This window comes from Streptosporangium fragile (assembly GCF_039534445.1).
Classification (GTDB): Bacteria; Actinomycetota; Actinomycetes; order Streptosporangiales; family Streptosporangiaceae; genus Streptosporangium; species Streptosporangium fragile.
The window spans coordinates 38020-64890 of sequence record NZ_BAAAVI010000050.1 but is presented as its reverse complement, the minus strand read 5'-3'; the positions used below and the strand labels follow the sequence as shown (position 1 = coordinate 64890).

The window sequence follows — 26871 nt, the reverse complement described above, 5'->3', positions numbered from 1 at the left end:
CCCGGCCCCGGCAGGTGGGGCCGGGCGCCGGGGCCGGGCGGGCGTCAACGACGGCGCAGCACGAAGATGCCCCACCCGAGATGGTGCCTGCCGTACTCCACGTGCGAGCGGCGGCACCGCTCCAGGAAGGCGCGCACCTCCTCGACGTCGGGGTCGTCGGGGTGGTCGCGGAGCCAGTCGCTCAGGGTCCGCCACTGGCTCGCCACGTAATGGAAGCGCAGTGACATGACCGCCATGCTCGTCACCGCGCGGACCGCCGGGCAACCGGTTATCCGGCGCCGCGCCGGGGGTTGCTCCTGACACGGTGTCAGCCCCTATACCTGGATGCGCCATGTTCAGTATCGGAGAGTTCGCCCAGCTCGGCCGCGTGTCGGTGCGCATGCTTCGCCACTACGACGCGATCGGCCTGCTCCGGCCCGACCATGTCGACCCGGCCAGCGGCCACCGTTTCTACCAGGCCGGCCAGTTGTCACGGCTCAACCGGGTCATCGCCCTGAAGGATCTCGGCTTCACCCTGCACCAGATCGCGTCGATCCTGGACGAGCAGGTCGACACGGCCGAGTTGCACGGCATGGTCCGGCTGCGCCGCGCGGAGCTGGAGGCCCGGATCGCGGCCGACACCGCGCGGCTGCTCCAGGTGGAAGTACGGCTCAGGACCATCGCGAAGGAAGGTCACATGCGCACGGAAGAGGTTCTTCTCAAGCGGATCCCCTCGACGCGCGTGGCGCAGCTCACCGCCGTCGCGGCGAGCTACGACACCGAGGACATCGGCCCGGTCGTCCAGCCGCTCTTCACCGAGCTGTGCCGGCGCGTCGAGGCCGCCGGGGTGCCGGTGACGGGCTACGGCATCGCCTGCTACGAGCCCGGAGCCGACGGCCGGGTGACCGTGCGCGCCGGGGTGGAGGTCACGGTGGAGCCCGACGACCGGTACGACTTCGCGATCGTGGACCTGCCGGAGATGGAGTCGGCCGCCACGATCATCCACCGCGGCTCGATGGACCGGGTGGGGCCGACGTTCGAGACGCTGGCCCGCTGGGTCGAGGAGCACGGCCACCGCTCCGCCGGGCCGGCCAGGGAGGTCTCCATCGACTGCCCCGCCGACCGGGACAAGTGGGTGACCGAGCTGCAGATGGCGATCACGAGCGCGTGACCACCAGCTCGCCGAGGCGGGTGAGGTCCTGCTCCATCTTGCGCCGGAGCATCCTGCGCAACGCCGGGGCACGCAGGTGCTGCACCCCGCGCAGGCGGACGCGCAGGAACATGGTGACCCGGCAACGGTCGTCGTCCAGGGGGATCACCGCTCTGCCGCCCTCGACCTCCAGGCCGGAGGTCGCCCGCCAGGCGAACTCCCGCCCGGGGACGACCGAGGTCACCAGCCCGCAGATCAGGTAGGGGCGCCCGGCGAAGCGGATGGCCTCGTCCGTGGTGGTCCCCGGGACGACGAGGCCCGGCGGGTCCGGCGCCATGGTGGTCACGCCCGCGCGCCACCGGGGATCCTGACCGAAGTCGGCGACCATCTGCCAGATCTCGGCCGCCGGACGCGCGATCTCGGCCGAGGCGTGCACTTCGATCACCGTGGGCACACGCCCCCGGCCGGTGGCCCGGACTCGGCCCGCGTCCGGGCCTCGACGGCGGCGGCTCGTGAGCGGGCGCCGGAACGCTCCCGGCGGGGGTGGCGGCGGAACTCGCCCGTTCTCCGGGGCCCGCGGTGGCCGCCGCCGCACCCGGTGATCAACGCGGTCCGCCCCCGCCGGTCGGGAACGCCGGCCTCGGCCCACCGCTTACCGGCCATCGCCCCACCCTTTTCCATTTAGGCAAAATTAAGCAATAAATCATATCTAATCTTCATTTGGTGGGAACGTTTACTAAATGGCGCGGGGGTGCTGCCGGAAACTGCGTCACGGCCGGTCAGAGGCATCATCCCGGGGAACGCGGATGGTGATGCCGCCGGGAACGACCGCGGCCCTGAGCTCGGTGACGGTGCCCTTGGCGCCGCCGTCCAGCTCGTAGGGCATGGGGGCGCCGAGCTTGACGCTGACCTTGCGCGCCCGGGTCATCCGGACGAACGGCGACTCGTCGGAGCGCCCGGCGCTCATCCGGCCGAGCACGCGGGCCCACTGGATGGGCCCCTTGGCGGTCGTCACCCCGATCTCCAGCCACCCGTCGTCGGGACGCGCGTCGTCGAAGGCCTCGATGCCGCCGGTGATGACGCCGACGTTGCCCAGCAGCAGGCAACTCGCCTCCCCCTCGAACCAGGTGACTCCGTCGATCTTGACCTTCATCGGCACGGGCTCGCCCCGGACGTGGCGCAGCCCCGTCCAGACATACGCGACCCGGCCCAGCCGGTCCTTCAGGCCGCGGTCGGCATCCTTGATCATCTTCGCGTCGAAGCCGAGCCCGGCCATGACGGCGAAGTGCTCACCGTTGACCTTCCCGAGGTCGAGCTTCCGGCTCGCGCCGTGGAAGGCGATCTGCACGGCCTTGGGCAGGTCCTCGGGGATGCCGAGGTTCTGCGCGAAGAGGTTGGCCGTGCCGGCGGGGATGACGCCCACGGTCACGCCGGAACCGGCGAGCGCGTCGACGCAGCGCTGCACCATGCCGTCGCCGCCCCACACCAGGACCAGCTCCGCGCCCTCCTTGAGCGCCTTGCGGACCTTCTTCGGCGCCTTCCTGCTCTTGGGCACCTCGTACCAGAGCAACCTGCCGACCCCCTCGTCGGCCAGCAGCCTGCGCAGCTCGTCCAGCCCGCCGCCGAGTGACTTGCGCCGGTGGGCGACGACCGCGACCGTGCCGATCTTCTGACTCTGCCGCCCCATGCGACCTCCCGTCGTACCACACGGACTGGGCCGACGGCTGCCCCGAGCGCGCCCCGGCAAACGCCCGGCCGCCTCCCCTCCGCGCGCTCCCGCCCAGGCCACGCCGGACTCCGCGCGGATCGCAGTGCCGACGCGGGCGGCTATCGTACCGATCGGCCCGATCTCCGGAGGTACCACGACATGACGACAGACCCCCTCGTCACCGACCCGCGGAGCGACGTGACGCCCGCGGCGAGCACGCCCGCGCTCACCTTCGACAGCGGCGGTGAGAAACTCCTGGGTGTCCTGCACGTTCCGGCGGGCCCGGGGCCGCACCCGGTCGCGGTGCTGCTGCACGGCTTCCCCGGCAACGAGCGCAACTTCGACCTCGCCCAGGCGCTGCGCCGCGCCGGATACGCCGCGCTGGTGTTCCACTACCGCGGGTCGTGGGGGGTCGGCGGGTCGTGGTCGTGGGGCCACGTGCTCGAGGACGCCGCCGCCGTCGTGACCGCCGTACGGAACCCGGCGGTCGCGGCGGCCCACCGGCTGGACCCGCGGCGGGTGGCGGTCATCGGCCACAGCCTCGGAGGATTCGCCGCGCTGATGACCGCCGCGGCGGACCCGTCGATCACCGCGGTCGCCTCGATCGCCGGGTTCGACTTCGGATCGGCCGCCGCGGCCTGCCGGGCGACCCCGTCACTGCGCGCCACCTACGTCGAGGCGTTCGAGGGCGGACTGCTCCCGCTGCGGAACACCAGCGGCGAGGCGCTGGTCGCCGAGATGGAGGCGGCCGGAGACGCGTGGCGGCTGGCCGGCCTCGCCCCGCGGCTCGCGGACCGTCCCGTGCTGCTGGTCGGCACCGGCCGTGACACCGTCACCCCGGCCGCCATGCATCACCAGCCGGTCGTCGAGGCCTACCGGGCGCACCCCGTCACCACGCTCGAACATCACGTCTTCGCGACCGACCACGCCCTGTCGGACCATCGCGTGGCCCTCGCCCGCACGGTGCTCGGTTTCCTGGACCGGCATGTCGGAAAAGCACGGCCGGGAACGGATTGACGGCCGCCGGTCGTCTCGGGAGCCACGACGAGCCCGCGCGCCGGGCTCCCGGCCTCCGGCCCGGGACGGGACGGACGTTTCCCCGTGACCGGTTCTCGCACGTCCGTTCCCACCGGCTCCCAGAACCCGGCGGGCCGCAGCGGCGTCTACACCACCGTGAGGATCAGTGCCGCTGATCCGCCGAGCGGGGAGGGCCGGAATGGACCGCGTCGAGGAGAAGACCGGAGACAGGGCGGAGGACCGGCGCCCGCTGTGTCCCGGGTGCGGTGTGGGCAGGGTGGCCCCGATCATGTACGGGTACCCGCTCTTCACCGACGAGCTGGACCGGGCGCTGCGGGACGGGCTGCTCGTTCTCGGCGGCTGCACCCCCCACCCGGAAAAATGGAAGTGCCTGGCGTGCGGCACCAGATACCTCGCGATGCCGGGCTCGCGGTGGGAGAAAACCCTCCGGGGGGTTCCCGTGGAAATCGGCATCCTGCGCGACGGCGAGCCCGCACGCGCGCTGGTGACCGTCCGCACGCGTGAGCCCTGGACGCTGGCGTTCCAGTTCCCCGGCGAGGAGCCGAAGATCATCGCTCAGGGCGACGACCCGTTCGAGGCCGTCCGGCAACTGTGCCGGGCGGCGGACCGGCTGGGGGTCCGCCTGCTGGTGAACGGGGCCCGCCGCGACGCCCGCCGCCACCGGGTCGACCACATCTTCGACCCCGCCGACGCCTCGCTCATCGACGCCCCGGACGAGCGAGACCGCCTCCACCCCGACCGGTGACCCCGGCGCTCCCCGCGCGGCGGAGCGGGGAACGATCGGCTCCGCCTGCGCGCCGGGTCAGGGACGCCACCCGCCGTCGACCGTCAGGTCGACCGCGTTGACGGCGGGGCTCTCCAGGAGAAAGACCGATGCCGCGACCACGTCGGCCATGGTGGGCAGGCGGCCGGTGAGGGTGCGCTGCGCGAGCGCGTCCAGCAGCGCCGCCCCGCCTGCCCAGAACGGGGTGTCGGCGACCGCGCCGGGGTGGATCGCGTTGACCCGCACCGGAGCGAGCTCGGCGGCCAGGGTGGCCACCATGCCGGTGATCCCGCCGTTGACGATCGACACCGTGGTGGAGCCCGGATAGGGCCGTTCCCGCGCCGCTCCGCCGAACAGCAGGACGGAGGCGTCCTTCGGCAGGCGCGACATCAGCGCGTGCACCACCTGCGTGTAGCCGACCAGCTTCACCGTCGTCAGGTATGCGGCCTTGTCGTGGTCGTAGCGGGCGACGGTGTTCTGGTCGCGATCCACCGCCACCAGCGCCAGCCGGTCCACCTCGCCGACGTCGCCCAGGGCGGCGGCCACGGTGGCGGGCTCGGCCAGGTTCAGCCCGATCCCCCGGGCCGAACCGCCGGTCTCGCCGCCGTCCAGCTCGGCGGCGGCCTTGGCGGCCCGGTCACGGTCACGGCCGGTCAGCACCACTGCGCGCCCTTGTCCCACGTAGTGCCGGGCCAGCTCGAATCCGATCCCGCTGGTGCCGCCGATGATGACGACTTCTGTCATGTTCAGCCTTTCTTCCGGGTTTCAGCCGGCAGCGAGGGTTGCGGCCGGAGACGGCTCGTCATCGAGGGGTGGCGGCGGACACGCTGACGCATGCTTCACCCGCCCCACCGCCCGTTCCTGTCCGAGCACCGGCGTCGCCGTGCCCACCGGCTGCTCCGGCTGCTCGCATGAGCCGTGGCCGGCGAAGCCGTTGATTGTCGCGATCAGGCTAGGAGGGCCGGCTTGGTCGGCGCTTGAGCCGCTCTTGACCCGGCGGACAAGGCCGCGGCCGGGCGGGACACGGTGTGCCGGCCCTCGCCTCGAAGGCTTCAAGCGCCGCCCAAGAGGCCGGGGGCATCCTGTCGCCACCACGACATAGGAGGAGAGCGATGCGGGTTGCCGCACACCCGGACGTGCCGCAGATCATGCTTCCCGGTCAGGCGGCCGCCGCACCCGGCCCGATCGACATGACCAACATGTACCTGGCGCATTACGGGTTCCGCAGGGACCTGGGCCGGTTGCTCGCCGCGGTCGGCCGGGTGGGACACGGCGACAGGAAGCGCATCAGCGCGCTGCGGGAGCACTTCACGTGGGTGCTGTTCGCGCTGCACCACCATCACACCTCCGAGGACGAGATGATCTGGCCTCGGTTGCGGGAGCGGGCGCCGAAGGCGATCGAGACGATCGACGCGTTGGAGGCCGAGCACGAAGCGTGCGACCGGTGGATCCGGGAGAGCAGGGACGCCTTCGAGGCGTTCGACGCCGGCCCGTCGGAGCCGGGGCGCGAGCGGCTGATGACGGCGCTGCGGTCGCTGGCCGACACGTTGGGCGCGCATCTGGCGCACGAGGAGACCGACGGCATCCCGCTGATGATGGCCCACATCACGCCGGAGGAGGACGCGCGGATGCATCAGGTGATCCTCAAGCGGTACGGCCCGTCCGGGGTGTTGAAACTGCTGGGGTGGATCACCTTCGATCTGCCGCCGGAGGTGGAGGCGCACCTCCGCCGGACCTCCCCCTCCCGGCTGCGGCTGCTCAGCAGCCTGGTCAAGCGCCGGTATCGGCGCCGCATGGCCTACCTGTGGGGCTGAACCCCGGCCGTCTCCGCGGTGACGAGCTCGACCAGGGGGTCGGCGCCCATCTCGCGCGCCACCCGGAGGGCGTGTTCGGCGTGCCGGAGCGCCGCGTCGGGGTCGCCCAGGACACGGGCCAGCAGTGCCAGGGATCGGCTGACCGGCCACATGAGCAGGCTGAGCCCGGCCATCGCCATGCGGTCGGCGTAGGGCAGCGCCTGGGCGTACAGGTCGGCGCAGGCCTGCCGATCGCCCAGCCGTGCCCAGATCTCGATCCGCAGCACCAGCCAGTACAGCTTCACGAAGGTGTCCGGGATCGGCGGCTGGTGTTCCCAGGGGCCGATCACCTGCCGCGCCTCCTGCAGGCGGCCGACGACCGCCAGCCGGCAGGCGTGCCCCTCCTTGGAGATGTAGTCGAGCCTTTCGTTGGCGATCGTGTCGGGGTTGGCCGGGAGTGCCGGATTCGCGGTGCCCCGCCGGGCGTACATCAGCGTGACCTGGTGCGTGCCGCCGGCCGTCAGCGGCCGCACCCCCCACATCGAGGTGGCGTGGTGTTCGGCCGCGGTGGCCGCCAGCAGCGCCTCGGCGGCGGCCATGTCCCCGCTGTTGACCACGATGCCCAGGCGGAGCCAGCCCAGCATGATGCGCAGGTACGGCAGGTGCGAACGCTCGATGAGGGCCTCGGCCTCGGCCAGCACGGCCAGGCCCTCCCGGACCCGGCACAGCTCCAGCAGCGTCCCGCCCTGGCAGGTGAGCCCGATCGCCAGCAGTTCGTCGTCGCCCGCCGCCCGCCCGACGTGTGCCATCTCCAGGCTTGCCTCCAGCCGCTGGTGCACCGTGTCCGGGTCGAGCAGGGCGGTGTAGCGGGCGAACAGCACCCATCCCAGCAGTGTGGCGTCGTTCTCCTCGCGGGCCAGGCGCACGGCCTCGGCGCTCCGGCGTTCCCCCTCGCCGGGGTCCCGGCCGGGCCCGTGGTAGGTCTGCACCGCCAGGCAGGCCAGCACCCGCGCCCGCGCCGCCCGCTCCAGCGCCTCGTCGGCAGCCAGGTGGAGCAGGTCCGCGACCAGGTCGGCGTCATAGTCGCCATAGACCTTCCACGGCTGCAGGATGCGTCCGCCGTAACCGGTCGCGGCCGCCGCCCAGCGCCGCCGGTCGCCGGCCTGTTTGGCCAGTTCCCGGACGCGCCGCAGCTCGACCAGCTGGCCTTGCGCGTCCCCGGCCCCGAGCCGGGCCTCGGCCAGGGCGAACAGCAGGTCCATCCGCTGGGCCGGGGTCAGGCCGGGGTCGCCGTCGGCGGCGTGCTCGGCGCGTTCCAGCAGGTCGGCCGCCACGTCGTAGGCGCGTAGCCGCTTGGCCTCCTCGGCGGCCCGCCACGCCGCCCGCCAGGCGTGCGCCGCGTGCCCGGCGGGCACGGCCAGCAGCCAGTGGTGCGCGGCGGCGGCCAGCCGGTCGGAGACCGGCCCGCCGGTCCGGGCCTCCAGCGCCCGCGCGACCACGGCGTGCACCCGGGCACGGCGCAACGCGGGGACGACCTCCGTCAGCGCCTCCTGCACCAGCGCGTGCACGAACCGGAACCGCCCCGGCCGCCCCTCTCCCACCAGCGCGGCCGTCATCGCGGGCTCCAGCCGGTCCAGCGCCTCGTCCAAGCCGAGCCCGGCGGCCTCGGCGACGACCGCCAGGTCGAACTCCCGTCCCGCCACGGCCGCCACCCGCAACAGGTCGGCGGCCGGTCCCGGCAGCCGGCTCACCCGGCCCAGCACGACGTCACGCACCCCCAGCGGCAGCGCGCCCCGGCCGGTGGACCCGGCGGACAGGTAGCGGACCAGCTCGGTGACGAAGAACGGGTTGCCGTCGGTCCGGTCCCGCAACGCCCGCACGTCCGTCCCCGCCGGGGTGAGCTCGGCCAGCTCGTCGGCCGACAGGCCGGCCAGCGGCAGCCGTAGCGCCTGGCGGCGTGCCAGCGCCTCGAAGGCGTCGGCCAGCGCGCCACCGGGCTCGGGCCAGTCCCGGGCCGTACCCACCACGGCGAGCGCGCCGTCGGTGACGTTCCCGGCCAGATAGCTCAGCAGCCGCAGCGAGGACGGGTCCGCCCAGTGCAGGTCGTCCAGCACCACCAGGACCGGACGCGCGTCCGCCGCGATACGCAGCGCCCGGGCGGCGGCCGCGTAGGTGCGGAAGCGGGCCCCTTCCGGATCGGCGTGGGTGACCGAGCCGACGCCGGGCAGGTTCGCGCGTACCTCGGCCGGGAGCGGCGGCAGTGCGTCGGTGAGCCGTTCCAGCACCGTCACCCACGGCCAGAACGCCGGCGCCCCCTCGATCGCCGCGCACCGCCCCACCGTCACCAGATACCCGTGGGCGAGAGCCCTGCCGGCCACCTCCTCGGCCAGCCGGGTCTTGCCGATCCCCGGCTCCCCGGTGATGAGGGCGAACCCCGGCGTGCCGGCCGCCGTCGCCTCCAGCAGGGCCTCCAGGGCGGCCAGTTCCTCCCGCCGGCCCGCGATCGCGCGCTCGGTCACGCCGCCGTGCTTCGCGCGCCCGCCCCCGCGGTCGGCGGACTCTTCGCGCGTGCCCGCGCGGTCGCCGTCCTGGCCCTGCTCCGTCGTCTCGGCGGCGGTGCCGGTCGCGACCTGCACCGCCGTGGTCCGTACCGGACGCAGGCGCGGAGACTGGGCGAGGATGTCACGCTCCAGGTCGCGCAGTTCCTCGCCCGGGTCGATGCCGAGTTCCTCCGCCAGGATGCGGCGGACCGTGCGCAGCGCGTCCAGGGCCTCGGCCTGCCGCCCGCTCTGGTACAGGGCCAGCGCCCGCAACGCCCACAGTCGTTCGCGCAGCGGGTGCTCATGTGTGAGCCCCTCCAGCTCGCCCAGCACCTCGTCATGGCGGTCCTGCCGGATGATGGCCGCGACCCGAAGCTCACGGGCCCGCTCCCGGGCCTCGCCCAGGTGGGCCCTGACCGCCGTCGCGTACTCGTGCTCGGCCAGATCGGCGTAGGGCTCGCCCCTCCAGAGCCGCAGCGCCTCGTCGGCCGCCCGTTCGGCCTGCGCCGGCTCGCCGGCCTGCGCGGCTTGTCCGATCAGTTGCAGGAAGCGGTTGGCGTCCACCTGTTGCGGATCCAGGGCCAGGGTGTAGCCGACCGGTCCGAAGGTCAGCAACCGGCTCTGGCCCCGGGCCGGACGCCTCGGCTCCAGGATCCGGCGCAGGTTGGACACATACGAGTGCAGCGACGCCATGGCCTCGGCGGGCGCGTCCTCACCCCACAGCCGGTCGACGAGCGTGGCCGCGGAGAGCGGCCGCCCCTCGGCCAGCACCAGCACGCTCAGCAGCATCCGGGCCTTCAGCGCGCCGACGCGGACCAGACGGCCGTCATCGCCGACGATCTCCAGCGGCCCCAGTACGCGGATGTCCACTGCCTCTGCCCTCCAGGTCACTGACGACGCCTGCTCCCGCGGGTCGGGGCGTTGGGCCACGATAAACGCTGATCGCCCAGAATGCCGGATCGGCCCCGGCCGCGAGGGCGTGTTCCCCGGCGCACGGCCGCGCCGGGTGACCTTCGTCGTCCCGGGGCGCCCTACCGCGGGACCGTGGCCTGCTGCGGCTCCCCCATGCGCTGCACCCGGACGAGTGCGATCGCCAGCATCAGCACGGTGATGCCGTGCCCGAGGCCGCCGGTGAAGCTGCCGTGCGGGTGCACCGGCACATGCCAGGACAGCGCGACGCCGATGCCGATGGTCAGCGGCTGCGCCAGGACCAGCATGACCCCGGCGTAGCGGGGCAGAATGCCGGCGCGGAAGGTGGCGATGCCGAACAGCAGCATCCCGAGGGAGAACAGGCCCGGCCCGATCGGGAAGGAGACGGCCACCATGGCCTGGCTGCCCAGCAGGACGCCGACGTTGCCGACGGCCGAGGTCGCCATGCCCGCCAGGGTGAGGACCAGGCCGATGACGGCGAAGCCCCCGGTGCGCTCGCGCTGGGCCTGGTGCACGCCTACGATCACGATCGCGTACAGGGTCCAGGGGATGAGGATGAGCGCGTCGCGGTAGTCCTGCGGCGGCGGGGTGATGAACGATTCGACGGCGAGAGCGGTCCACCCCAGGAAGCTCGCGACCGCCATGGTCACGTACGGTGATGTGTTTCTCATGTCGGCCACGATCGGCGCCGGGCCGGTCGGGCGTCATGATGCTCCGGTCACCTCGAGTTCGGGACATATTGCCCCGTGACCGCGGGACAGGGCTGGTGGGACCATTCCTGGCGTGACACGTACCTCGATCCGATGGGGCACCACGGCCGGGATCCTGCTGTTCTGCCTGGTGGTGGGCGCGCTCGCGGCCGAGCCCCGGCTGCGCGAGCTCGGTGTGACCGGGATTGTCGAGCGTTTCGACGGCTTCCGCGCCGTGGCGGGGCTGGCCTTCGGGCTGCCCGGCGTGTTCGTGGTGTCGCAGCGGCCCGCCAGCCGGGTCGGGTGGCTTATGGCGGCGGTCGGGGCGGCGCAGGCGGTGGGGGTGGCGCTGTCGGCGTACGGGTTGCTCGGCATCAACGGAGGCGGCGGGGGGCTGCCCGGCGACGACTGGGCCATGTGGCTGTCGAACTGGTGGTGGATGCCCGCCTATTTGGCGGTGCCGACCCTGTTCTTGCTGATCTTCCCGGACGGTCGGCTGCCGTCGCGGCGCTGGCGTCCGGTCGCCGCCCTGGCCGTGGCGGGCATCGCGGTCAACACCGCGGACTGGGCGCTGCGCCCGGTCACCGTCGTGGACGTCGCCGGGCTGTACCCACCGGACTACGTGGGGGTGCTGGCCGGCCTGCCGCCGTTCCCGCCCGCGCTGCGCGTGGCGGGGATCGTGTGCGTTGTCGTCGCCGCGGTGCTGTCGGTCGCGTCGCTGGCGGTGCGCTACCGGGGGGCGCTGGACGCGCCGCGCCGCCAGTTGCAGTGGGTGCTGGCGGCGGCGTTGGTGACCGTGGTGCTGTTGGGGGCGGCCCAGGTCCTGCCGATGGGCGGGCCGCTGCTGGTCGCGCTGGCCCCGGTGCCGCTGCCGGTGGCCGTCGCGGTCGCGGTGGTGGCCCACCGGCTGTGGGACCTGGACCTGCTGCTGTCGCGGGCGCTGGCCTTCGCCGGGGTCAGCGCGCTGCTGCTGGGGGCGTACGCGCTGGCGGTGTTCGCGCTGGGCCGGGTGGTGGGCGCGACGGCGAGCGCCGCGCTGGTGGCCTTCGCCGTCCACCCCCTGTACGCGCGCATCCGGGCCAAGACCAACCAGCTCGTCTACGGCGACCGCGACGACCCCGGCCAGACGCTGCGGCGGCTGGGCGCCCGGCTGGCCGGCGCCGAGCCGCCCGGGCGGCTGCTGGACCGGATGGCCGCCGAGCTGGCCCGGAGCCTGCGGGTGCACCACGTGGCCGTCGAGGAGTCCGGCCTGGTCGTCGCGGAGTGGGGCAGGCCCGGCGGGGAGTGCGAGAGCGTGCCGCTGCACCACGCCGGAGAGCGGGTCGGCACGCTCGTGGTGGGCGAGCGGCTGCGCCCCAGGGACCGCGCCCTGCTGGCGGAGCTGGCCCCGCACCTGGCGGTGGCCGTGCACGCCCACCGCCTCGACGCCGACCTCGAACGCTCCCACCGCCGCCTGCTGGCCGCCCGCCAGGAGGAGCGGGACCGCCTGATGTACGAGCTGCACGACGGCCTCGGCCCCACCCTGGCCGCACTCGCGCTGCACATCGACAAGAGCCGCCGCCTCGTGGACACCGACCCCGGCCAGGCCAAGCAGCTGCTCGGCGACCTGGCGGTCCGTACCCGGACCACGGTGGAGACCGTACGGGCCATCGTGCACGACCTGGCCCCGCCGCCCCTGGACGAGTACGGCCTGGCGGGAGCGCTGGCCGAGCTGGGCAGGGGCTTCACCGGCCACCTGACCGTCGAGACCGACGCCCCCTCCGACCTGCCCGACCTGCCCGCGGCGGTCGAGCTGGCCGCCTACCGCATCACCGCCGAGGCCCTCACCAACGCGGCCCGGCACGCCCGGGCCTCGCACTGCACGGTACGGTTGCGCGCGGACGGCGACCTGGAGCTGACAGTGGACGACGACGGAGTGGGCCTGGGCGCCCCCGCCCGCCGCGGGTTCGGCCTCACCTCGATGCGGCGCCGCGCCGAGGAGCTGAACGGCACCTTCGACCTGGTCACCAGCCCGGGAGCCGGCACCACCGTCCGCGTCCGGCTGCCGCTGGAAGGCGCCCGGTGACCCGCGTCGTGGTGGTCGAGGACCATCCCGTCTTCGCCGAAGGACTCGTCGCTCTCCTCTCCGACCTGCCCGGGGTGGAGGTCGCGGGCGTGGCCGCGACCGGGGAGACGGCCGTCGAGCTGGTCGCCCGGGTCCTGCCCGATGTCGTGCTGATGGACCTGCGCCTGCCCGGCATGGACGGTGTGCAGGCCACCGCCCGCATCACCGCCTCCCACCCGCAGGTGGCCGTGCTGGCCCTGACCATGATGTCCGACGACAAGACCGTCCTGGCCGCCCTCCGTGCCGGTGCCCGCGGCTACCTCCTCAAGGAGGCCACCCCCGCCGAGATCGCCCGCTCGCTGGAGGCGGTGGCCGCCGGGCAGGTCGTCTTCAGCGCCGCCGCGGGCAGCCGCGTGCTGGACGCCCTGGCCTCCTCGCGGGTACGGCCCCGCCCGCTGCCGGAGCTGACCGAGCGCGAACTGGAGGTGCTGAACCTGCTGGCCACCGGCCTCACCAACACCGCCATCGCCCAGCGGCTCTTTCTCAGCGAGAAGACGATCCGCAACCACGTCACCAACATCTTCGCCAAGCTGGGCGTCTCCGACCGCGCCGCCGCCGTCGCCCGCGCCCGGGACGCCGGCCTTGGCGCCTGACCGTCCGGGCCGGCGGCCGGAAGCCGGTCGGACCGCCCTTGCCGGGCCCAGCCTGAGCCGCCGGTGGGGCGGATACCCGGCGGTCCCGACGCGCAGCACTAGGGAGATCCAAACGGGCGACAAGTCAGGCCCTCTACCGTGCTGACGGAGGGCAGGTGAGTGATATGTGGATACTTCTGACAATAGCCGTCCTTTGGAATCTCTTTTTCGGTGGCTTCGCTTTATATTTCTATATCCAGGACAAGCGGCGCTGGGCGAGCATGGTGGAGGTGCCCGGCCTGGTGTCGTTTCGGCAGGTCCTGGGCGGCCCGAGGGATGTGGTGCTGCACTTCCAGACGGCCGAGGGCCGAGAGATCGAGATGGTGCCCCGCTACCGGGGCAACGAACTCCAGATCACGCGTTACCTCCGGGAGGGAACCCGGGTGAGGGTGTTCTACCATCCGCACCGTCCCGACGAGCCGTGGCTCACAGAGGAAAATGGGGCCAAATGGATCTCATTCCCCTTGGTCCGCGCTTACTTTACCAACGCCCTTTTATTGCCCAACTTCGCCATTATGGTTTTCTTAATACTCGACCTCATGGGCTACTGACGCGTGGACCGGAATCGCCCCGTGCGCCCGAGGCGGACGCTTCGCTCCCGGCCGGGTGTTCACACTGACGAGTACAGGGCTCCCCTGGATTCACCGGCGCTGTGACCGGAAAGGTTCACCGGGTTGCGGCTCGCGATCGCGACACCCGGATCGGCCGGATGCGAGTCCGCAGATCCGACCGGCTTTCCCGGCCCCGCCCGTGTATGAGCATTGACGTTCGCCGGTCTGCGGCTACTTGCGGTCGCGGGGTGTGCGGATTGACTGCCGGGTCAAGCACCAAGATCAGGGGAGCGGGCATGACATCGCCGCCGGACCGCTTGGACGAAGCCCAAGCGGCCACAGCGGTCGCCCGAGAGCGTGACCGAGACGAGCGATGGTGGCCACGAGGTCACGCATGCCTCGCAGCCGGTCCGTGACGCGCCCGCAGCGGCCACCCACCGCCGGCGCCCTTCTGCACGACCGCCGCGCATGCCCGAAGAAGCCCGCCGACGGCCACGTCAGCCGGAAAACGACGAGATCCCGCCCGATCGAGCCGATCGGACGGGATCTTGTCAACGCTCTACAGGCCATCTTGAGAACGGCCCCGAAGTGGAGCTATGGGGATTCGAACCCCAGACCTCCTCCATGCCATGGAGGCGCGCTACCAGCTGCGCCATAGCCCCTTGCGATGCAGATGAAATCTTAGCCGACTCGGGAGACCTCTCGCGCCATCATTCCGGCCACGAGGGCGATCGCGGCGGAGCCGAGGGCGCTCACGGTGATGATCCCGAAGGAGATCACGTAGGCGTCGCGGGCGGGCAGAGAAGTGCCGGCGAGGGTGATGGAGGTCAGCAGGGCCGAGGTCGCGGCGCCGGAGACGCTGCCGCCGATGGAGCGGACCAGGGAGTTGATGCCGCTGGCGATGCCGCTCTGGCCCGCCGGGACGTGCTGCACGGCGAGCGCGCCCAGCGCGGCGTAGGCGATCCCGAAGCCGAGCCCCTGCACGGCGTTGGAGCCGACCAGGTGGAGGACCGAGTCGTTGAACAGCGTGAACCAGCCGAACCCGGCACCGCACAGACCCGCGCCGAGGGCCAGGGAGTAGGCCGGGCCGAGCCGCCCCGAGAGGCGACCGGCCATGGAGGAGGACACCAGCATGGTGGCGGTGCTGGGCAGGGCGTAGAGGCCGACGTCGAGGACCGACCCGCCGAAGCCGTACCCGGCCGCGGCGGGGGTCTGGATGAAGCCGGAGAGCAGGGTGAAGGACCCGAACATGGCGAAGCCCAGCAGCAGCGCGGCCAGGTTGGCCGGCAGGGAGTGGCGGCCGACCAGGAGGTGCAGCCGCACCATCGGCTCCCGGATCCGCAGCTGGCTGACGACCCACACCGCGCACAGCGCGGCCGCTCCCCCGAACAGTCCGACGACGAGTCCGGAGCTCCAGCCCCAGTCGTTGCCCTTGGAGACGGCGAGCAGCAGGCAGACGAGCCAGGCGGAGAGCAGCGCCGCCCCGACGAGGTCGGGGCGGCCCCCGGCGCCCGCCCCGGTGTCGTGGGCGCTGAGCGCGATGAGCACGATCGCGACCGCCGCGAACCCCGCGGTGATCCAGAAGACCGGGTGGTGGCTGGAGGTGCGGTCGGCGATCAACCCTGTGACGATCATGCCGAGACTGCCGCCGACGCCCATGGTGGCGCTGACCACGCCGATGGCCGTCATCACCCGGGCGGGCGGGAAACTGTCCTTGATCATGCCGATGGCCAGCGGGATCAGCGCCGCCGACGCGCCCTGCAGGGCGCGTCCCGCGATCAGCACCCCGAGCGAGTCCGAGAGCGCGCAGATCACCGAGCCCAGGACGAGCAGCCCGACGGTGAACAGGATCATCCGCTTCTTGCCGTACATGTCGCCGAGGCGCGACAGCAGCGGCGTCGCCACGGCCCCGGCGAGCAGCGAGGCGGTGAAGACCCAGGTGACCTCCGCGACGGACACCCCGAAAGCGGTCATCATCCGGGGCAGCAGCGGGATCACCACGGTCTGCTGGACGGACACCACCATCCCGGCCGTCGAGAGCGCCACCAGGGTCAGCCAGAGCTGCCTGCTCCGCTGTGCGGTTCCCGGCTCGGCGACGGTCGTCCCTGCCACGTACTCCCCCTCCGCCGGCGATTCCCGCAATCGCATGGTAGAGGGTGGAAATAAACACCCGTTTACCGGGTCGTGTCACGCCGCGGGTGACGTGATACGTCTGTCTTCTCATGACTGCCGAGCATCTGACCGTTGAGCGTTTCGAGAGGCACCGCGACCTGCTGACCGGGGTCGCCTACCGGGTCCTGGGCACCGTGGCGGACGCCGAGGACGTCGTCCAGGAGGCGTGGTTGCGCTGGTCGGAGGTGGACGCGTCCGACGTGCGGGACGACCGGGCGTACCTGGTCCGGGTGGTGACCAGGCTCGCCATCGACCGGCTGCGGCGGGTGCGGGCGCGGCGGGAGGCCTACGTCGGGTCCTGGCTGCCGGAGCTGGCCGCCACCCCGGACGCGACCGAGCACGCCGAGCTGGCCGACTCGGTCGAGCTGGCCCTGCTGGTGGTGCTGGAGACGCTCTCGCCGCTGGAGCGCGCGGTGTTCGTGCTGCGCGAGGCGTTCGACCTGCCGTACGCGGAGATCGGCGAGGTCATCGGCCGCAGCGAGGCGACGGTCCGGCAGCTCGCCCGGCGCGGCCGGGAGCACGTGCGGGAGCGCACGCCGCGCTTCGACGTGGACCGGGACCGGCGGCGCAGGCTCACCGAGCGGTTCGCCGACGCCGCGGTGCGCGGTGACCTGGACGCGCTGACCGCGATGTTCGCCACGGACGTGTCACTGGTCGGCGACGGCGGCGGCAAGGCCAAGGCCCCGCGGCGGGTCATCACGGGCGCGGACAAGGTGGCGCGGTTCCTGTCGTCGATCGCCTCCGTGGAGGGCGCGCGGAGGTTCCTGGAGAGCGCGGGCCTCCCGCCGGCCTCCGGCTTCGGCATGGAGATCACGGACGTGAACGGCGGACCGGCCCTGGTGGTGACCGCCGACGGGCGGCCGGTCACCGTGTTCTCCCTGGTCGTCGCGGACGGGCTGATCCAGACCGTGTTCCTGGTGGCGAACCCGGAGAAGCTCTCCCGCCTGTGATGTCACGAACGGCGGACCCCGTTCCGTCATGAGGGACATGACACGAGACATCAGCATCGTCGGCGGCGGGCTCGCCGGACTCACCGCGGCCATCGCGTGCGCCGAGGGCGGCGCGCGGGTCACCCTGTACGAGGCGCACCGGGAGCTGGGCGGCCGGGCCCGCAGCACCGCGGCACCGTACGTCGCCAACGACGGCACCCACGTGTTCTACTCCGACGGCGAGCCGTGGCGCTGGCTGGCGGCCAGGGGACTGGTCCGGCCGTTCCGCAGGCCCACGCCCGGCGAGATCGTCAGGGCCAGGTTCCGCCACGGCGGCCGGCTGTCCGGCCTGCCGCCCCGGCCGCTGCTGAAGGCGCTCGCCAGGCGGCGCCTCCCGGCCCCGGTCGACGAGGACTTCCGGACCTGGGCCACCCGGCACTTCGGCGAGGAGGGCATGCGGGCCGCCGCGGGGCTGGTCGGCGTGATCACCTACGACGCCGACCCCGGGCGGCTGTCGGCGGCGTTCGTCTGGGAGCGGGTGCTGCGGGCGGCGGCGCCGAAGTACCCGGCGCCGCGCTACGTCGTCGGCGGCTGGGGACGGGTGATCGACCGGATGGCGGACCACGCCCGCGGCCTGGGCGTGCGGATCGAGACCGGCTCACGGGTGGACCGGCTGCCCGAGGGAGCGCCGGCGATCGTGGCGACCTCGCTGGACGCCGCCAGGGTGCTGCTCGGCGACGACTCGCTGCGCTGGGAGAGCGGCAGGGCCGTCCTGCTCGACCTGGGCCTGCGCAGGCACGCGAAGGACCTCTTCTTCGTCTCCGACCTGGACGAGGGGGGCTTCCTGGAGCAGTACGGCCTGGCGGACCCCTCACTCGCCCCGGCCGGGCACACCCTGGTCCAGTTGGAGATGCCGGTCAGGGCGGGCGAGTCCAGGGCGGCGGCCGTCTCCAGGGCGGAGCGGCTGGCCGACCTCGGCCTGCCCGGCTGGCGGGAGCGGACGACCTGGCGGCGCGAGGCCATGGCGGGGGGCCGCACCGGCGCGCTGGACCTGCCCGGCCTTTCCTGGCGGGACCGGCCCGCGATCGACCGTGGAGACGGCGTCTGGCTGGCCGGTGACGCGGTCGCGGCTCCCGGGCTGCTCAGCGAGGTCTCCTCGCACAGCGCCCTGGCCGCGGCCCGAGCCGCCCTGCGCGCGGCCGGGCCGCGTGCGGGCCGCGCGGGGGCCGCACCGCCGGAACGGGACACCGGCCACCTCCCGATCACCCGATAATCACACACAGTCACGGATTTATGACCTAGAGTAACTGTTCGGCAACGCGACGTCATGCCAGGGGTGTTCATCAGGGAATCCGGCCGCCGGGGACAGCGATGGGGACAGGTTTCGAGTTCAGGGTTCTGGGGCCGGTCGAGGTGTTGCACGACGGGCGTCCTGTGCCGGTCAGGGCGGCCAAGCAGCGGGTGCTCCTGGCCTCGCTGCTGCTCGACGCGGGCAGAGTCGTCCCCGTCGGGACCCTGGTGACCCGCCTGTGGGGGGAGTCCCCGCCCGACGGGGCCCGCAACACCCTGCAGAACTACGTGATGCGGTTGCGCCGCGTGCTGGCCGGGGCCGCGCGGGCGGCGGGAACGGCGGGCGACGGCGAGAACGGCCCGGTGCTGACCCGCCCGCAGGGGTATCTGATCGAGGCGGCCGGTGACGCGGTGGATCTGCACCGCTTCGATGCCCTGGTCCGTCACGCCAGGGCCGCCGCGGCCGCGGGCGCGGCCGACCGGGCGTCGGTGCTGCTCCGGGAGGCGCTGGGGTTGTGGCGCGGGCAGCCGCTGTCGGACGTGCCGTCGGAACCCCTGCAGCGGGAGGTCGTGCCCGTGCTGGCCGAGCGCCGGCTGGGCGCGGTCGAGCTGCGGATCCAGGCGGACCTGCTGCTGGGCCGGCACGCGGAGGTCCTCCCGGAGCTGCGGGAGCTGACCACCGGTCACCCCCTGCAGGAACGGTTCTGGGCGCAGCGGATGCTGGCGCTGTACCGGTCGGGACGCCAGGGTGAGGCGCTGGAGTGCTACCGCGCCGTCAGCGGACTGCTCGCCGAGGAGCTGGGCGTCGACCCCGGCGCGGAGCTGAGGGAGCTGCACCGCCGGATACTGGCCGCGGACCCCGCGCTCATGACCCCGGTCCCCGCGTGCGCCCGGCCGCCGTCCACGACCGGCGGCGGGCCGGGCGACTGCTCGCACGGCGGTGGCGACGATGGCGACGATGGCACAGCGGGTGGCGGCGTATCGGGCGGCGGCCGGTCCGATGGCGGCGTATCGGGCGGCGGCCGGTCCGATGACGCACACCGCGGCGCCCCGGCCGGTGCCGGCCCGCGCGGCGCCGCGCGGGCGCCCGGCAACCTCCCGGCCGAGATGACGACGTTCGTCGGCCGCGAACGACAACTCGCCGACGCGCGGCGGCTGCTGGAGAGCGCCCGCCTGGTCACCCTGACCGGCGTGGGCGGGGTCGGCAAGACACGGCTGGCGTTGCGGGCGGCCACGCGGGTGGCGCGGAGCTTCCCGGACGGGGTGTGGCTGGCCGATCTCGCGCCGCTGACCGAGCCGGAGCTGCTCGACCGGGCGGTGGCCGAGGCCCTCGGCGTCCGCGACCAGTCGGCGCGTCCCGGCGTGGACGTCCTGGTCGAGCACCTGCGCGGGAAGGAGACGCTGCTGGTGCTGGACAACTGCGAGCACGTGGTCGGCGCCGTCGCGACGCTGACGGCCGCGCTCCTGCGGGCGGCACCCGGCCTGCGTGTGCTCGCGACCAGCAGGCAGCGGCTCGGGCTCCCGGGAGAGCACTTCCTGCGGGTGCCGCCCCTGACCGTGCCCGCCCGTGACGACGCGGGGCAGCCGCTGACGCGCTACGAGGCGGTGCGGTTGCTCACGGACCGCACCGCGGCCTCGGCCCCCGACTTCCGGATCACCGAGCGTAACCGCGGCGCCGTCGCCCAGCTGTGCCGGCGCCTGGACGGCATCCCCCTGGCCATCGAGCTGGCGGCGGTGCGGCTCGGCACGCTCTCGATCGAGGAGATCCTCGAACGTCTCGACGACCGGTTCCGGCTGCTGAGCGACGGCGGCAGCCAGATCTCCCCCCGCTACCACCGCACCCTGCGGGGCGTGGTCGACTGGAGCCACGACCTGTGCACGGAGCAGGAGCGGCGGCTGTGGGCGCGGCTGTCGGTGTTCTCCGGCGGGTTCGACCTGGCGGCGGCCGAGACCGTGTGCTCGGGCGACGGGCTCGCCCGCGAGGACGTCATGGACGTCCTCGCGGGTCTCGCCCACAAGTCGATCGTGACCGTGACCCGCGCCGGCGGCCGGACCCGCTACCGGCTGCCGGAGACCATCCGGCAGTACGGGCGGCAGCGGCTGCGCGACCTCGGCCAGGACACGGCACTGCGGCGGCGCCACCTCGACCACTACCGCGCTCTGGTCCGCCGGGCCGCGACCGACTGGTGCGGCCCCCGCGAGGTCGAGTGGCTGTCCCGGCTGCGCCGGGAGCTGCCGAACCTGCGGACCGCGCTGGAGTTCTCCATCTCGGAGCCGGGCGAGGCCCAGGCCGGGGTGGAGATCGCCACGAACCTGACGCGGACCCGGTGCTGGTTCTTCAGCAGCACCCTCGGCGAGGGACGTCACTGGCTGGGACGGGCGCTCGCCCTGGCTCCGTGCCCGCCCGGCCCGCTCCGGGTGAGCGCGGCGGCGCTCCACGCGTGGATCGCGCTGTTCCAGGGTGACCAGCGGGCCGCCGTCGCGTTCCTGGCCGACCACCGCGACGCGGCGCGGCGCCTCGGCGACACGAGCGCGGCCGCGGTCACGTACATCGAGGGCGCCCACGCGATGCTCGTGCGGGGGGACGCACGGGCCATCCCGATGCTGGCGCGGGCGCGTGAACGGTTCCGGCGCGGCGGCGAGATCGGCGACGCCCACATGGCCACGATGCTGTGGGCGATGTCCGCGGCGTTCTTCGGCGACCGGGACACCGCGGTCGCCGCCGGTCTGGAGTACCTGGCCGACGCCGAGACGCGCGGGGCGGCCTGGGCCTACTCGTGGGCGCTGTGGAGCCGGGGGCTCATGGAGCTGCGCCACGGCGACCTCGGCGAGGCCGTCGCCCTGTTCCGCGACTCCCTGCGCCGCCAGTGGGCCATCGACGACTCCTGGGGGCCGGTGTGGGGGGTCGAGGGGCTGGCCTGGACCGCGGCCGCCGCCGGCCGCCATGACTACGCCGCCCGGCTGCTGGGGGCCGCGCACCGGCTACGGCAGTCGACCGGCGTCGTGCTCGCCGGGCTCCGGCCGTTCCGCGACGCCCACGCCGAGGCCGACGGCCTGGTGCGTCTGGCGCTCGGCTCCCGGGCGTACGAGACCGCCTTCGACGAGGGCGCCCGCACCGGCGACGTCACCCGCCTGGCCCTGGGTGAGAATCCCGTCACCTGACGAACCGGATCGCTCCCCCCCTCCGGGCCCGCGGACCCGGCGCCGGAGGCGCGGGGCCAGGGGCCCGCCCTAGCCGACGGTGGTGAGCATGGTCAGCTCGGATCCGTCGGCGGACAGCTCCAGGGTGACGGCGACCGCGCCGAGCTCGGAGGTGCGCGACAGGTGCGTACCTCCGCAGGGGATGGAGACCTCGGCCTCCGGCAGGCCGCAGTGCCAGGTGCGCCGGGCGGTCAGCTCGGGCCCCGGGGCGTCGACCCGGACCGGGGCGTCGGCCGCGACCCACTCCTTGAGCCGGTCGCCGACCCGCCGGGCGATCTCCGGAAGCTCGTCGGTCAGTCCCTCGACGACGAAGCCCTTGCGGCGCAGCGACTTGCCCAGCCGGTAGACGTCCCGGCTGCCGCCGGGCAGGATCCGGGAGGAGACGATCGCGGTCTGGTCGAAGTCGGGATGGCCCAGCCCGTCGGCGCGCGCCTCCTTGCGCCATCGCCCGGCCAGCGCCGCGTTCAACGCGAGCGCGGCGAGGTGACAGGCGGTGTGCCCGGCCGACAGCGCGCGGCGGTTGGCCGCGTCGACCGCCAGCTCGACCTCGGTGCCCGGACCGCCCGCCACCGGCTCGGCGGTGACGTGGACGACCAGCCAGTGCCAGCCGGGGGTGCCGCGGCGCACGGGGATGTCATCGCCGAGGTGGACGGTCTCCCCGTCCTCCGCCACGGCCCCGGTCACGCAGTCGGTCACCACGAGACCCGCGATCGTCCCCGCGTCGGCGGGCTGGTCGGGCCAGGTGTGGTCCAGCGGGTGGAACGGGGTCTCGGCCACGATCGTCCCGTGCCGGTCCTCCACCGGCACGGTCGCGACGACGGTGGAGCGCCCCGTGACCTCTCCCCTCGGATAGGTGACGTGCGTCGAGTGCGTGATCGGCATCCCCCCATCATGCCAGTGCGGCTTGCGCCGCCCCCGAGGGGCGCAAGCCGCACCGGATGGCGGGGGTCAACGCGCGATCGCGCGCTCGTCCTCCAGGTAGCCGGGGCGGGCGGCGTACCAGCCGGCCGCGAGCTGCACGCCCACCACCGCGAACAGCAGCAGGAACGGCAGCGTCCAGCCGCCCGTCGCCTCGTACATGACGCCGATGAGCAGTGGCCCGGCGCCCGCGATGAGATACCCGACGCTCTGCCCGAAGGCCGACAGCGCGGCCGTGGCCTCGGGGGTGCGGGTGCGCACGGCGAGGATGGTCAGCGCGAGCGGGAACGACCCCATCCCGATGCCGACCAGGATCGCGAACAGCCAGGCCGGGCCGGACGGCACCAGCCACAGCCCCAGGAAGCCGGCCACGTAGAAGGCCACGAAGGCCGCCACCACGGGCCGCTGGTCCGTGAACCTGGCGGCGATCCAGGGCACGACCAGCGAGACCGGGATGCCGATCGCGGTGAAGACGCCGAGGACCAGCCCGGCCTGGCCGGTGCTGTAGCCACCGTCGATGAGGATCTTCGGCAGGAAGCCGAACATGATGTAGGCGACCATGCTCTGCGTGCCGAAATAGGCGGCGACCGCCCAGGCCAGCCTGCTGCGGACCAGGGTTCCGGCGCCCACCTGCCCGTCCGCGCTGCGCCGCTCCGGCTCACTGCGCGCGAGCGCAAGCCACGGAATGGCGGCGACAGCGGCGAGCGCCGCCCACACGCCGAGCGCGACGTGCCAGTTGCCGTCGGCGGCCCGCTCGATGGGCACGGTCGCGGCGGCCGCGAGCATCGTGCCCACCGCGAGGGCGGTGGTGTAGACGGTGGTCATGGTCCCGGCCCGGCCGGGGAAGTGACGCTTGATCAGGCTGGGGATGAGCACGTTGCCCACCGCTCCGCCCGAGAGCGCCAGGGCGCTGCTGTAGAGGAACACCTCGGCCGAGTTCACCATCGAGCGGATGAGCAGGCCGGCCCCGAGGACGATGAGGGAGAACAGCAGCAGCCGGTGCTCCCCGACCTTCCTGGCCAGCGACGGGGTCAGCGCGCCGACCGAGGCGAAGATGAGCACGGGCAAGGTGGTGAGCAGCCCGACCCCGACGCCGGTCATGCCCAGGCCGGAGGAGATCTGGTCGAGCACCGGCCCGACGCTGGTGACGGCGGTGCGCAGGTTCAGCGCGGCGAGAACGATCCCCAGCACGAGCAACCAGGCGAGGGAACCTGTCGGTCTACCTGTGCGGCCCCGGGGGTGGTGGGTGAGCACGCTCATGCGGGGTTCAGTCCTCCTCAGTGGTTCCGTTCAATCATAGGATGATTGGTTGACTCCAACTGTAACAGGACTGAAACCTCGTTTTGTTCCTGACTGTTCCACCGTCCTGAAATAGGACACAAATCCCTAACAACCTGAAAACCGGGCCACACTTCCCTTTACAGGACGTGACCCGGTCTTCTCAGCGGCCGGCCGTCGGCGCAAGACGCCGACGCCCGGCCCCGGACCGCGGGGGCCGGGTTCCGGCGTCAGATGCGCGGCCCCGGAGTCAGCGGGGGCTCCTCGCCGGGACGGCGGCCGGCCGGCGGCAGCGGCCCGCCGCCGGGCGGGGGCAGCGGGGACTCCGGCGGGTACGTCTGGCCGACGGTGCGCGGCGGAGCCGGCTCGTCGAAGCCGTAACCGCCACCGACGCCGGTACCGCGGACCCCTCCCGTCACCTGGTCGCCCGCGCCGTGCTGGTGCGGGCCGGGCACCTCGCCACGCCAGGCGCCGGTCTCCGCGCCGCGCGACTCGATGAACGCCTTGAAACGCTCCAGGTCGCCGCGGACGCGCATGCGGACGATCTGCAGCCAGTCGCCGACGGTCTCGACGAAGCCCTCGGGGTCGTACTCCATCTGGAGCGTGACCCGGGTGGTGTCCGGGCCCAGGTGGTGGAAGGTGACCACACCGGCCTGGTGCGGCCGGTCGACCGACCTCCAGGCCACCCGCTCGTCGGGGTGCTGCTCGGTGATCTCCGCCTCGAACTCCCGGCGGACCCCGGCGATCTCGACGATCCACGCGGTACGCGTGTCGCTCAGCTGCTTGATCGACTCGACGCCTTCCATGAACTCCGGAAAGCTCTCGAACTGGGTCCACTGGTTGTACGCCGTCCGGATCGGGACGTTGACGTCGATGGACTGTTCGATCGTGCTCATGACCGTGCCTCCCTTGTGGTTTGGTCGGTTCGGGAGGCAAGCTGCCCGGTGAGGTCCGGGCCTAACTAGCGACGCCGCAAAAGCCAATAAAGCCCCAGGACGGGGAGTACGAACGGGATGAAGAGGTATCCGCTCCCGTAGCCGGACCAGACCGTGGCGCGCGGGAACGCCTCGGGGTCGACCAGGCTGAGGGTGCCGACGACGAGCACCCCGGCCAGCTCGATGCCGCAGGCGACCAGCGCGAGCACCCGGTTCCCCCGGGCCAGGGCCACGGTGAGCACGATGTAGACGGCGGCGGCGAACGCCGACAGCGCGTAGGCCAGCGGGGCCTCGCCGAAGCGTGTCGCGATCTGCACGCCGGCGCGGGCCCCCGCGGCGAGGGCGAACACCCCGTAGACCGCGACCAGGGCACGCCCCGGCCCGGTGCCGATCGCCGGCTCGCTCACCCCGCCCCCAACCGGTTCCGCTCGCTCACACCAACCCCTGCCAGATCTGGAGCATCCGCCCGACCATGCCGGGGATCGCGAAGCCCGCCACCGCGATCACCGCCGGGCCCCAGCGCGAGCGCTCCCCGAACCCCCAGAACGCCGCCGCCGGGGGGATGACCAGGGTGCCCGCGAGGTAGCCGATGAGCGTGGCCGTCTCCTGCGGCCCCTCGCCCCGCACCAGCGCGGCGATCACGAACCCCGCCTGGACGAGCAGGCCGAGCTCCAGCACGCCGAGGGAGATGAGGAGCGTGGCCCCCATCGCCTTGTCACGCGCCGTGCTCAGCAGGCTGAACAGCCCGATCGCCAGTGACAGCAGGATCAGGCCCGTCGCGAGCGGGCCGATCATCGGAGCACCCGGGGCTCGAAGAACATGAGCAGCAGGGTACTGCCCGCCCCCCTCGCCCTCCCCACCGCGCCGCGTAATCTGGACCGGTGGAGAGGATTCTGGTCAGTGCCTGCCTGATGGGGCGGAAGGTCCGTTACGACGGTGCCGCCAAGACCAGCGGCGACGCGCTGCTGGCCGTCTGGCGCGAGGAGGGGCGGCTCATCCCCTTCTGCCCCGAGGTCGAAGGCGGGCTGCCCGTCCCCCGCCCGGCCGCCGAGATCGAGGGCGGCGCCGGGGGGCCGGCCGTGCTCGCCGGGGCGGCCCGGGTGCTGACCGCGCAGGGCGACGACGTCACGGGGGCCTTTCTGGCCGGGGCGCAGGCGGCGCTCGCCGTCGCCCGGTCCTTCGACGTGAAGGTGGCGATCCTCAAGGAGGGCAGCCCCTCGTGCGGCAGCCTGACCGTCTATGACGGCACCTTCCGCGGCAACCGCACGCCGGGCCACGGGGTCACCACGGCCCTGCTGGAACTGCACGGCATCGCGGTCTTCGGCGAGGAGCGCATCGCCGACGCGGCCGCCCGGCTGCGCGAGATCGAGGCGTTCCCGCGCCCCGGGGCGGGTTCCGGAGACGGATCCGGGGCGGGCCAGGAGGTCCCGCGCATCTCGCCGGTGTGAGGATCGGCCGGGTGATGCCGCGCACGGCTACGGTGCGGAGCCGCAGCGCACCGGGGTGGCCGGCGACGACGCGGCGAGCCGCCGCCCGGACGGCCGCGGTGGGCGGCGGATCCGGCGAACACGACGCCCCGGTGCACAGGGCTCAGTACTCCCACAGGTCTGTGCGGTTCTCCCCGCCGATGCAGAAGACCGCCGAGCCGTGCTGCCCTCGCACCAGGTCGACCCGGATCCAGCCGGTGGCCGAGGCCACCTTGGCCTCGTAGCCCGCGGCGGGTGCGGCGGCGATCAGGCGGCACACGCCGTTCTCGATGACGAACGAGACCGAGCCGCCCTTGACGTCCACCACCCGCACGTTCTCGTCGGCGAAGGAGCGGGTGGGCGGGGCGGACGTCGGGGACGCCGCGGGCTCGGCGGCCCGGGTGGCGCCGGAGGCGAACGGCGTCGGGGAGGCCGTGGTCCCGGCGGCGTCGGGCGCGCGGGTGTCCGCCGGTGCCACCCTGATCTTCGACGGGGTCCTGCGGGGCCGGGCGACGTCCTCTGCGGGCGCGGCCGGTGTCGGCCGGGGAGAGGCCGTGCGCCGGGACGCGCCCGAGGCGGCCGGCGGGCCGGCGGGCTGCGGCCCCGACGGGGCCGCGGCGGGAAGCGGGGCGTCGGCCGTACGCACGAGCGCGGCGTCGAGGGGCTCGATCGCGACGTCGTCGAAGACCTCGCTGCGGAGCACATCACGAACGCCGAACCAGGCGACCGAGATGGCCAGGGCCGTGGCTCCACACCACACCGCGATGAACCCCAACGTCTGGCGCATGCGGTGAATTATTACCTC

24 protein-coding genes and 1 tRNA gene are annotated in these 26871 nt (G+C 73.5%); 11 read left to right on the top strand and 14 right to left on the bottom strand.

Annotation, left to right across the window (positions count from 1 at the left end; all coding sequences use genetic code 11):
• Window positions 1–44: 44 nt before the first annotated feature.
• Window positions 45–236, bottom strand: a complete 192-nt coding sequence (locus tag ABD841_RS28280; RefSeq protein WP_344978164.1) for a hypothetical protein — start codon at window positions 234–236, stop codon at window positions 45–47.
• Window positions 237–331: 95 nt separating this feature from the next.
• On the opposite strand from ABD841_RS28280, the gene ABD841_RS28275 reads away from it, so the two are divergent.
• Window positions 332–1150: a MerR family transcriptional regulator gene (locus tag ABD841_RS28275; RefSeq protein ID WP_344978162.1), complete on the top strand. Its 819-nt coding sequence runs from the start codon at window positions 332–334 to the stop codon at window positions 1148–1150.
• On the opposite strand, the gene ABD841_RS28270 is transcribed toward ABD841_RS28275, so the two are convergent.
• Both ABD841_RS28270 and ABD841_RS28265 read right to left on the bottom strand, forming a co-directional pair.
• A complete protein-coding gene (locus tag ABD841_RS28270) occupies window positions 1137–1574 on the bottom strand; it encodes an SRPBCC family protein (protein ID WP_344978160.1) in 438 nt (145 codons plus the stop codon). The genes ABD841_RS28275 and ABD841_RS28270 overlap by 14 nt on opposite strands.
• 324 nt (window positions 1575–1898) lie before the next feature.
• Window positions 1899–2816 carry a diacylglycerol/lipid kinase family protein gene (locus ABD841_RS28265; protein ID WP_344978158.1) on the bottom strand — a complete coding sequence of 306 codons (918 nt, stop codon included), beginning with the start codon at window positions 2814–2816 and terminating at the stop codon, window positions 1899–1901.
• Between the two features lie 180 nt (window positions 2817–2996).
• On the opposite strand from ABD841_RS28265, the gene ABD841_RS28260 reads away from it, so the two are divergent.
• Both ABD841_RS28260 and ABD841_RS28255 read left to right on the top strand, forming a co-directional pair.
• Window positions 2997–3854, top strand: a complete 858-nt coding sequence (locus ABD841_RS28260; protein WP_344978157.1) for an alpha/beta hydrolase family protein — start codon at window positions 2997–2999, stop codon at window positions 3852–3854.
• Window positions 3855–4053: 199 nt separating this feature from the next.
• Complete coding sequence (locus ABD841_RS28255; protein WP_344978155.1) at window positions 4054–4620, top strand: hypothetical protein; 567 nt, start codon at window positions 4054–4056, stop codon at window positions 4618–4620.
• Between the two features lie 57 nt (window positions 4621–4677).
• Here the strand turns inward: ABD841_RS28255 and ABD841_RS28250 are convergent, their stop codons facing one another.
• Window positions 4678–5382: an SDR family oxidoreductase gene (locus tag ABD841_RS28250; RefSeq protein WP_344978153.1), complete on the bottom strand. Its 705-nt coding sequence runs from the start codon at window positions 5380–5382 to the stop codon at window positions 4678–4680.
• A gap of 368 nt (window positions 5383–5750) precedes the next feature.
• Between ABD841_RS28250 and ABD841_RS28245 the strand changes: the two genes are divergently transcribed.
• Window positions 5751–6452, top strand: coding sequence for a hemerythrin domain-containing protein (locus ABD841_RS28245; RefSeq protein WP_344978151.1), 702 nt, complete (start codon window positions 5751–5753; stop codon window positions 6450–6452).
• On the opposite strand, the gene ABD841_RS28240 is transcribed toward ABD841_RS28245, so the two are convergent.
• Complete coding sequence (locus tag ABD841_RS28240; RefSeq protein ID WP_344978149.1) at window positions 6437–9841, bottom strand: ATP-binding protein; 3405 nt, start codon at window positions 9839–9841, stop codon at window positions 6437–6439. The genes ABD841_RS28245 and ABD841_RS28240 overlap by 16 nt on opposite strands.
• Window positions 9842–10002: 161 nt before the next feature.
• Window positions 10003–10572, bottom strand: a complete 570-nt coding sequence (locus tag ABD841_RS28235) for a hypothetical protein (RefSeq protein ID WP_344978148.1) — start codon at window positions 10570–10572, stop codon at window positions 10003–10005.
• A 112-nt stretch (window positions 10573–10684) separates the two neighbouring features.
• On the opposite strand from ABD841_RS28235, the gene ABD841_RS28230 reads away from it, so the two are divergent.
• From ABD841_RS28230 to ABD841_RS28220, 3 genes are all read left to right on the top strand, one after another.
• Window positions 10685–12655 carry a sensor histidine kinase gene (locus ABD841_RS28230; protein ID WP_344978146.1) on the top strand — a complete coding sequence of 657 codons (1971 nt, stop codon included), beginning with the start codon at window positions 10685–10687 and terminating at the stop codon, window positions 12653–12655.
• Window positions 12652–13287 (top strand): response regulator transcription factor, encoded by a 636-nt coding sequence (locus tag ABD841_RS28225; protein ID WP_344978144.1) that lies wholly within the window; start codon window positions 12652–12654, stop codon window positions 13285–13287. The genes ABD841_RS28230 and ABD841_RS28225 overlap by 4 nt, the downstream gene beginning before the upstream one ends.
• A gap of 155 nt (window positions 13288–13442) precedes the next feature.
• The gene (locus ABD841_RS28220; RefSeq protein ID WP_425582054.1) at window positions 13443–13877 is read left to right on the top strand and encodes a DUF3592 domain-containing protein; all 435 of its coding nucleotides are present in this window, start codon (window positions 13443–13445) and stop codon (window positions 13875–13877) included.
• Window positions 13878–14466: 589 nt separating this feature from the next.
• On the opposite strand, the gene ABD841_RS28215 is transcribed toward ABD841_RS28220, so the two are convergent.
• Window positions 14467–14539: transfer RNA gene (locus ABD841_RS28215), tRNA-Ala, on the bottom strand.
• Window positions 14540–14558: 19 nt separating this feature from the next.
• Complete coding sequence (locus ABD841_RS28210; RefSeq protein WP_344978142.1) at window positions 14559–15989, bottom strand: MFS transporter; 1431 nt, start codon at window positions 15987–15989, stop codon at window positions 14559–14561.
• A gap of 110 nt (window positions 15990–16099) precedes the next feature.
• On the opposite strand from ABD841_RS28210, the gene sigJ reads away from it, so the two are divergent.
• The 3 genes from sigJ to ABD841_RS28195 all read left to right on the top strand — a co-directional run bounded on the left by sigJ (window position 16100) and on the right by ABD841_RS28195 (window position 21430).
• Window positions 16100–16999 carry an RNA polymerase sigma factor SigJ gene (sigJ, locus tag ABD841_RS28205; RefSeq protein WP_344978140.1) on the top strand — a complete coding sequence of 300 codons (900 nt, stop codon included), beginning with the start codon at window positions 16100–16102 and terminating at the stop codon, window positions 16997–16999.
• A 37-nt stretch (window positions 17000–17036) separates the two neighbouring features.
• Entirely contained in the window at window positions 17037–18251 is a 1215-nt protein-coding gene (locus ABD841_RS28200) for a phytoene desaturase family protein (RefSeq protein ID WP_344978138.1), read from the top strand.
• Window positions 18252–18349: 98 nt separating this feature from the next.
• Window positions 18350–21430 carry an AfsR/SARP family transcriptional regulator gene (locus ABD841_RS28195; protein ID WP_344978136.1) on the top strand — a complete coding sequence of 1027 codons (3081 nt, stop codon included), beginning with the start codon at window positions 18350–18352 and terminating at the stop codon, window positions 21428–21430.
• Between the two features lie 69 nt (window positions 21431–21499).
• Here the strand turns inward: ABD841_RS28195 and ABD841_RS28190 are convergent, their stop codons facing one another.
• From ABD841_RS28190 to ABD841_RS28170, 5 genes are all read right to left on the bottom strand, one after another.
• Complete coding sequence (locus ABD841_RS28190; RefSeq protein WP_344978134.1) at window positions 21500–22351, bottom strand: alanyl-tRNA editing protein; 852 nt, start codon at window positions 22349–22351, stop codon at window positions 21500–21502.
• A gap of 66 nt (window positions 22352–22417) precedes the next feature.
• Window positions 22418–23647 carry a CynX/NimT family MFS transporter gene (locus ABD841_RS28185; protein WP_344978132.1) on the bottom strand — a complete coding sequence of 410 codons (1230 nt, stop codon included), beginning with the start codon at window positions 23645–23647 and terminating at the stop codon, window positions 22418–22420.
• 248 nt (window positions 23648–23895) lie between these two features.
• Complete coding sequence (locus ABD841_RS28180; protein ID WP_344978130.1) at window positions 23896–24561, bottom strand: SRPBCC family protein; 666 nt, start codon at window positions 24559–24561, stop codon at window positions 23896–23898.
• A gap of 65 nt (window positions 24562–24626) precedes the next feature.
• A complete protein-coding gene (locus ABD841_RS28175; RefSeq protein ID WP_344978128.1) occupies window positions 24627–25007 on the bottom strand; it encodes a hypothetical protein in 381 nt (126 codons plus the stop codon).
• Window positions 25008–25032: 25 nt separating this feature from the next.
• Entirely contained in the window at window positions 25033–25395 is a 363-nt protein-coding gene (locus tag ABD841_RS28170) for a hypothetical protein (protein ID WP_344978126.1), read from the bottom strand.
• An 86-nt stretch (window positions 25396–25481) separates the two neighbouring features.
• Here ABD841_RS28170 and ABD841_RS28165 point away from each other — a divergent pair, with 86 nt between their 5' ends.
• Complete coding sequence (locus ABD841_RS28165) at window positions 25482–26048, top strand: 2-thiouracil desulfurase family protein (RefSeq protein ID WP_344978124.1); 567 nt, start codon at window positions 25482–25484, stop codon at window positions 26046–26048.
• Between the two features lie 142 nt (window positions 26049–26190).
• Here ABD841_RS28165 and ABD841_RS28160 read toward each other — a convergent pair whose 3' ends face one another.
• Window positions 26191–26853 carry a hypothetical protein gene (locus ABD841_RS28160; protein ID WP_344978122.1) on the bottom strand — a complete coding sequence of 221 codons (663 nt, stop codon included), beginning with the start codon at window positions 26851–26853 and terminating at the stop codon, window positions 26191–26193.
• Window positions 26854–26871: the final 18 nt, after the last annotated feature.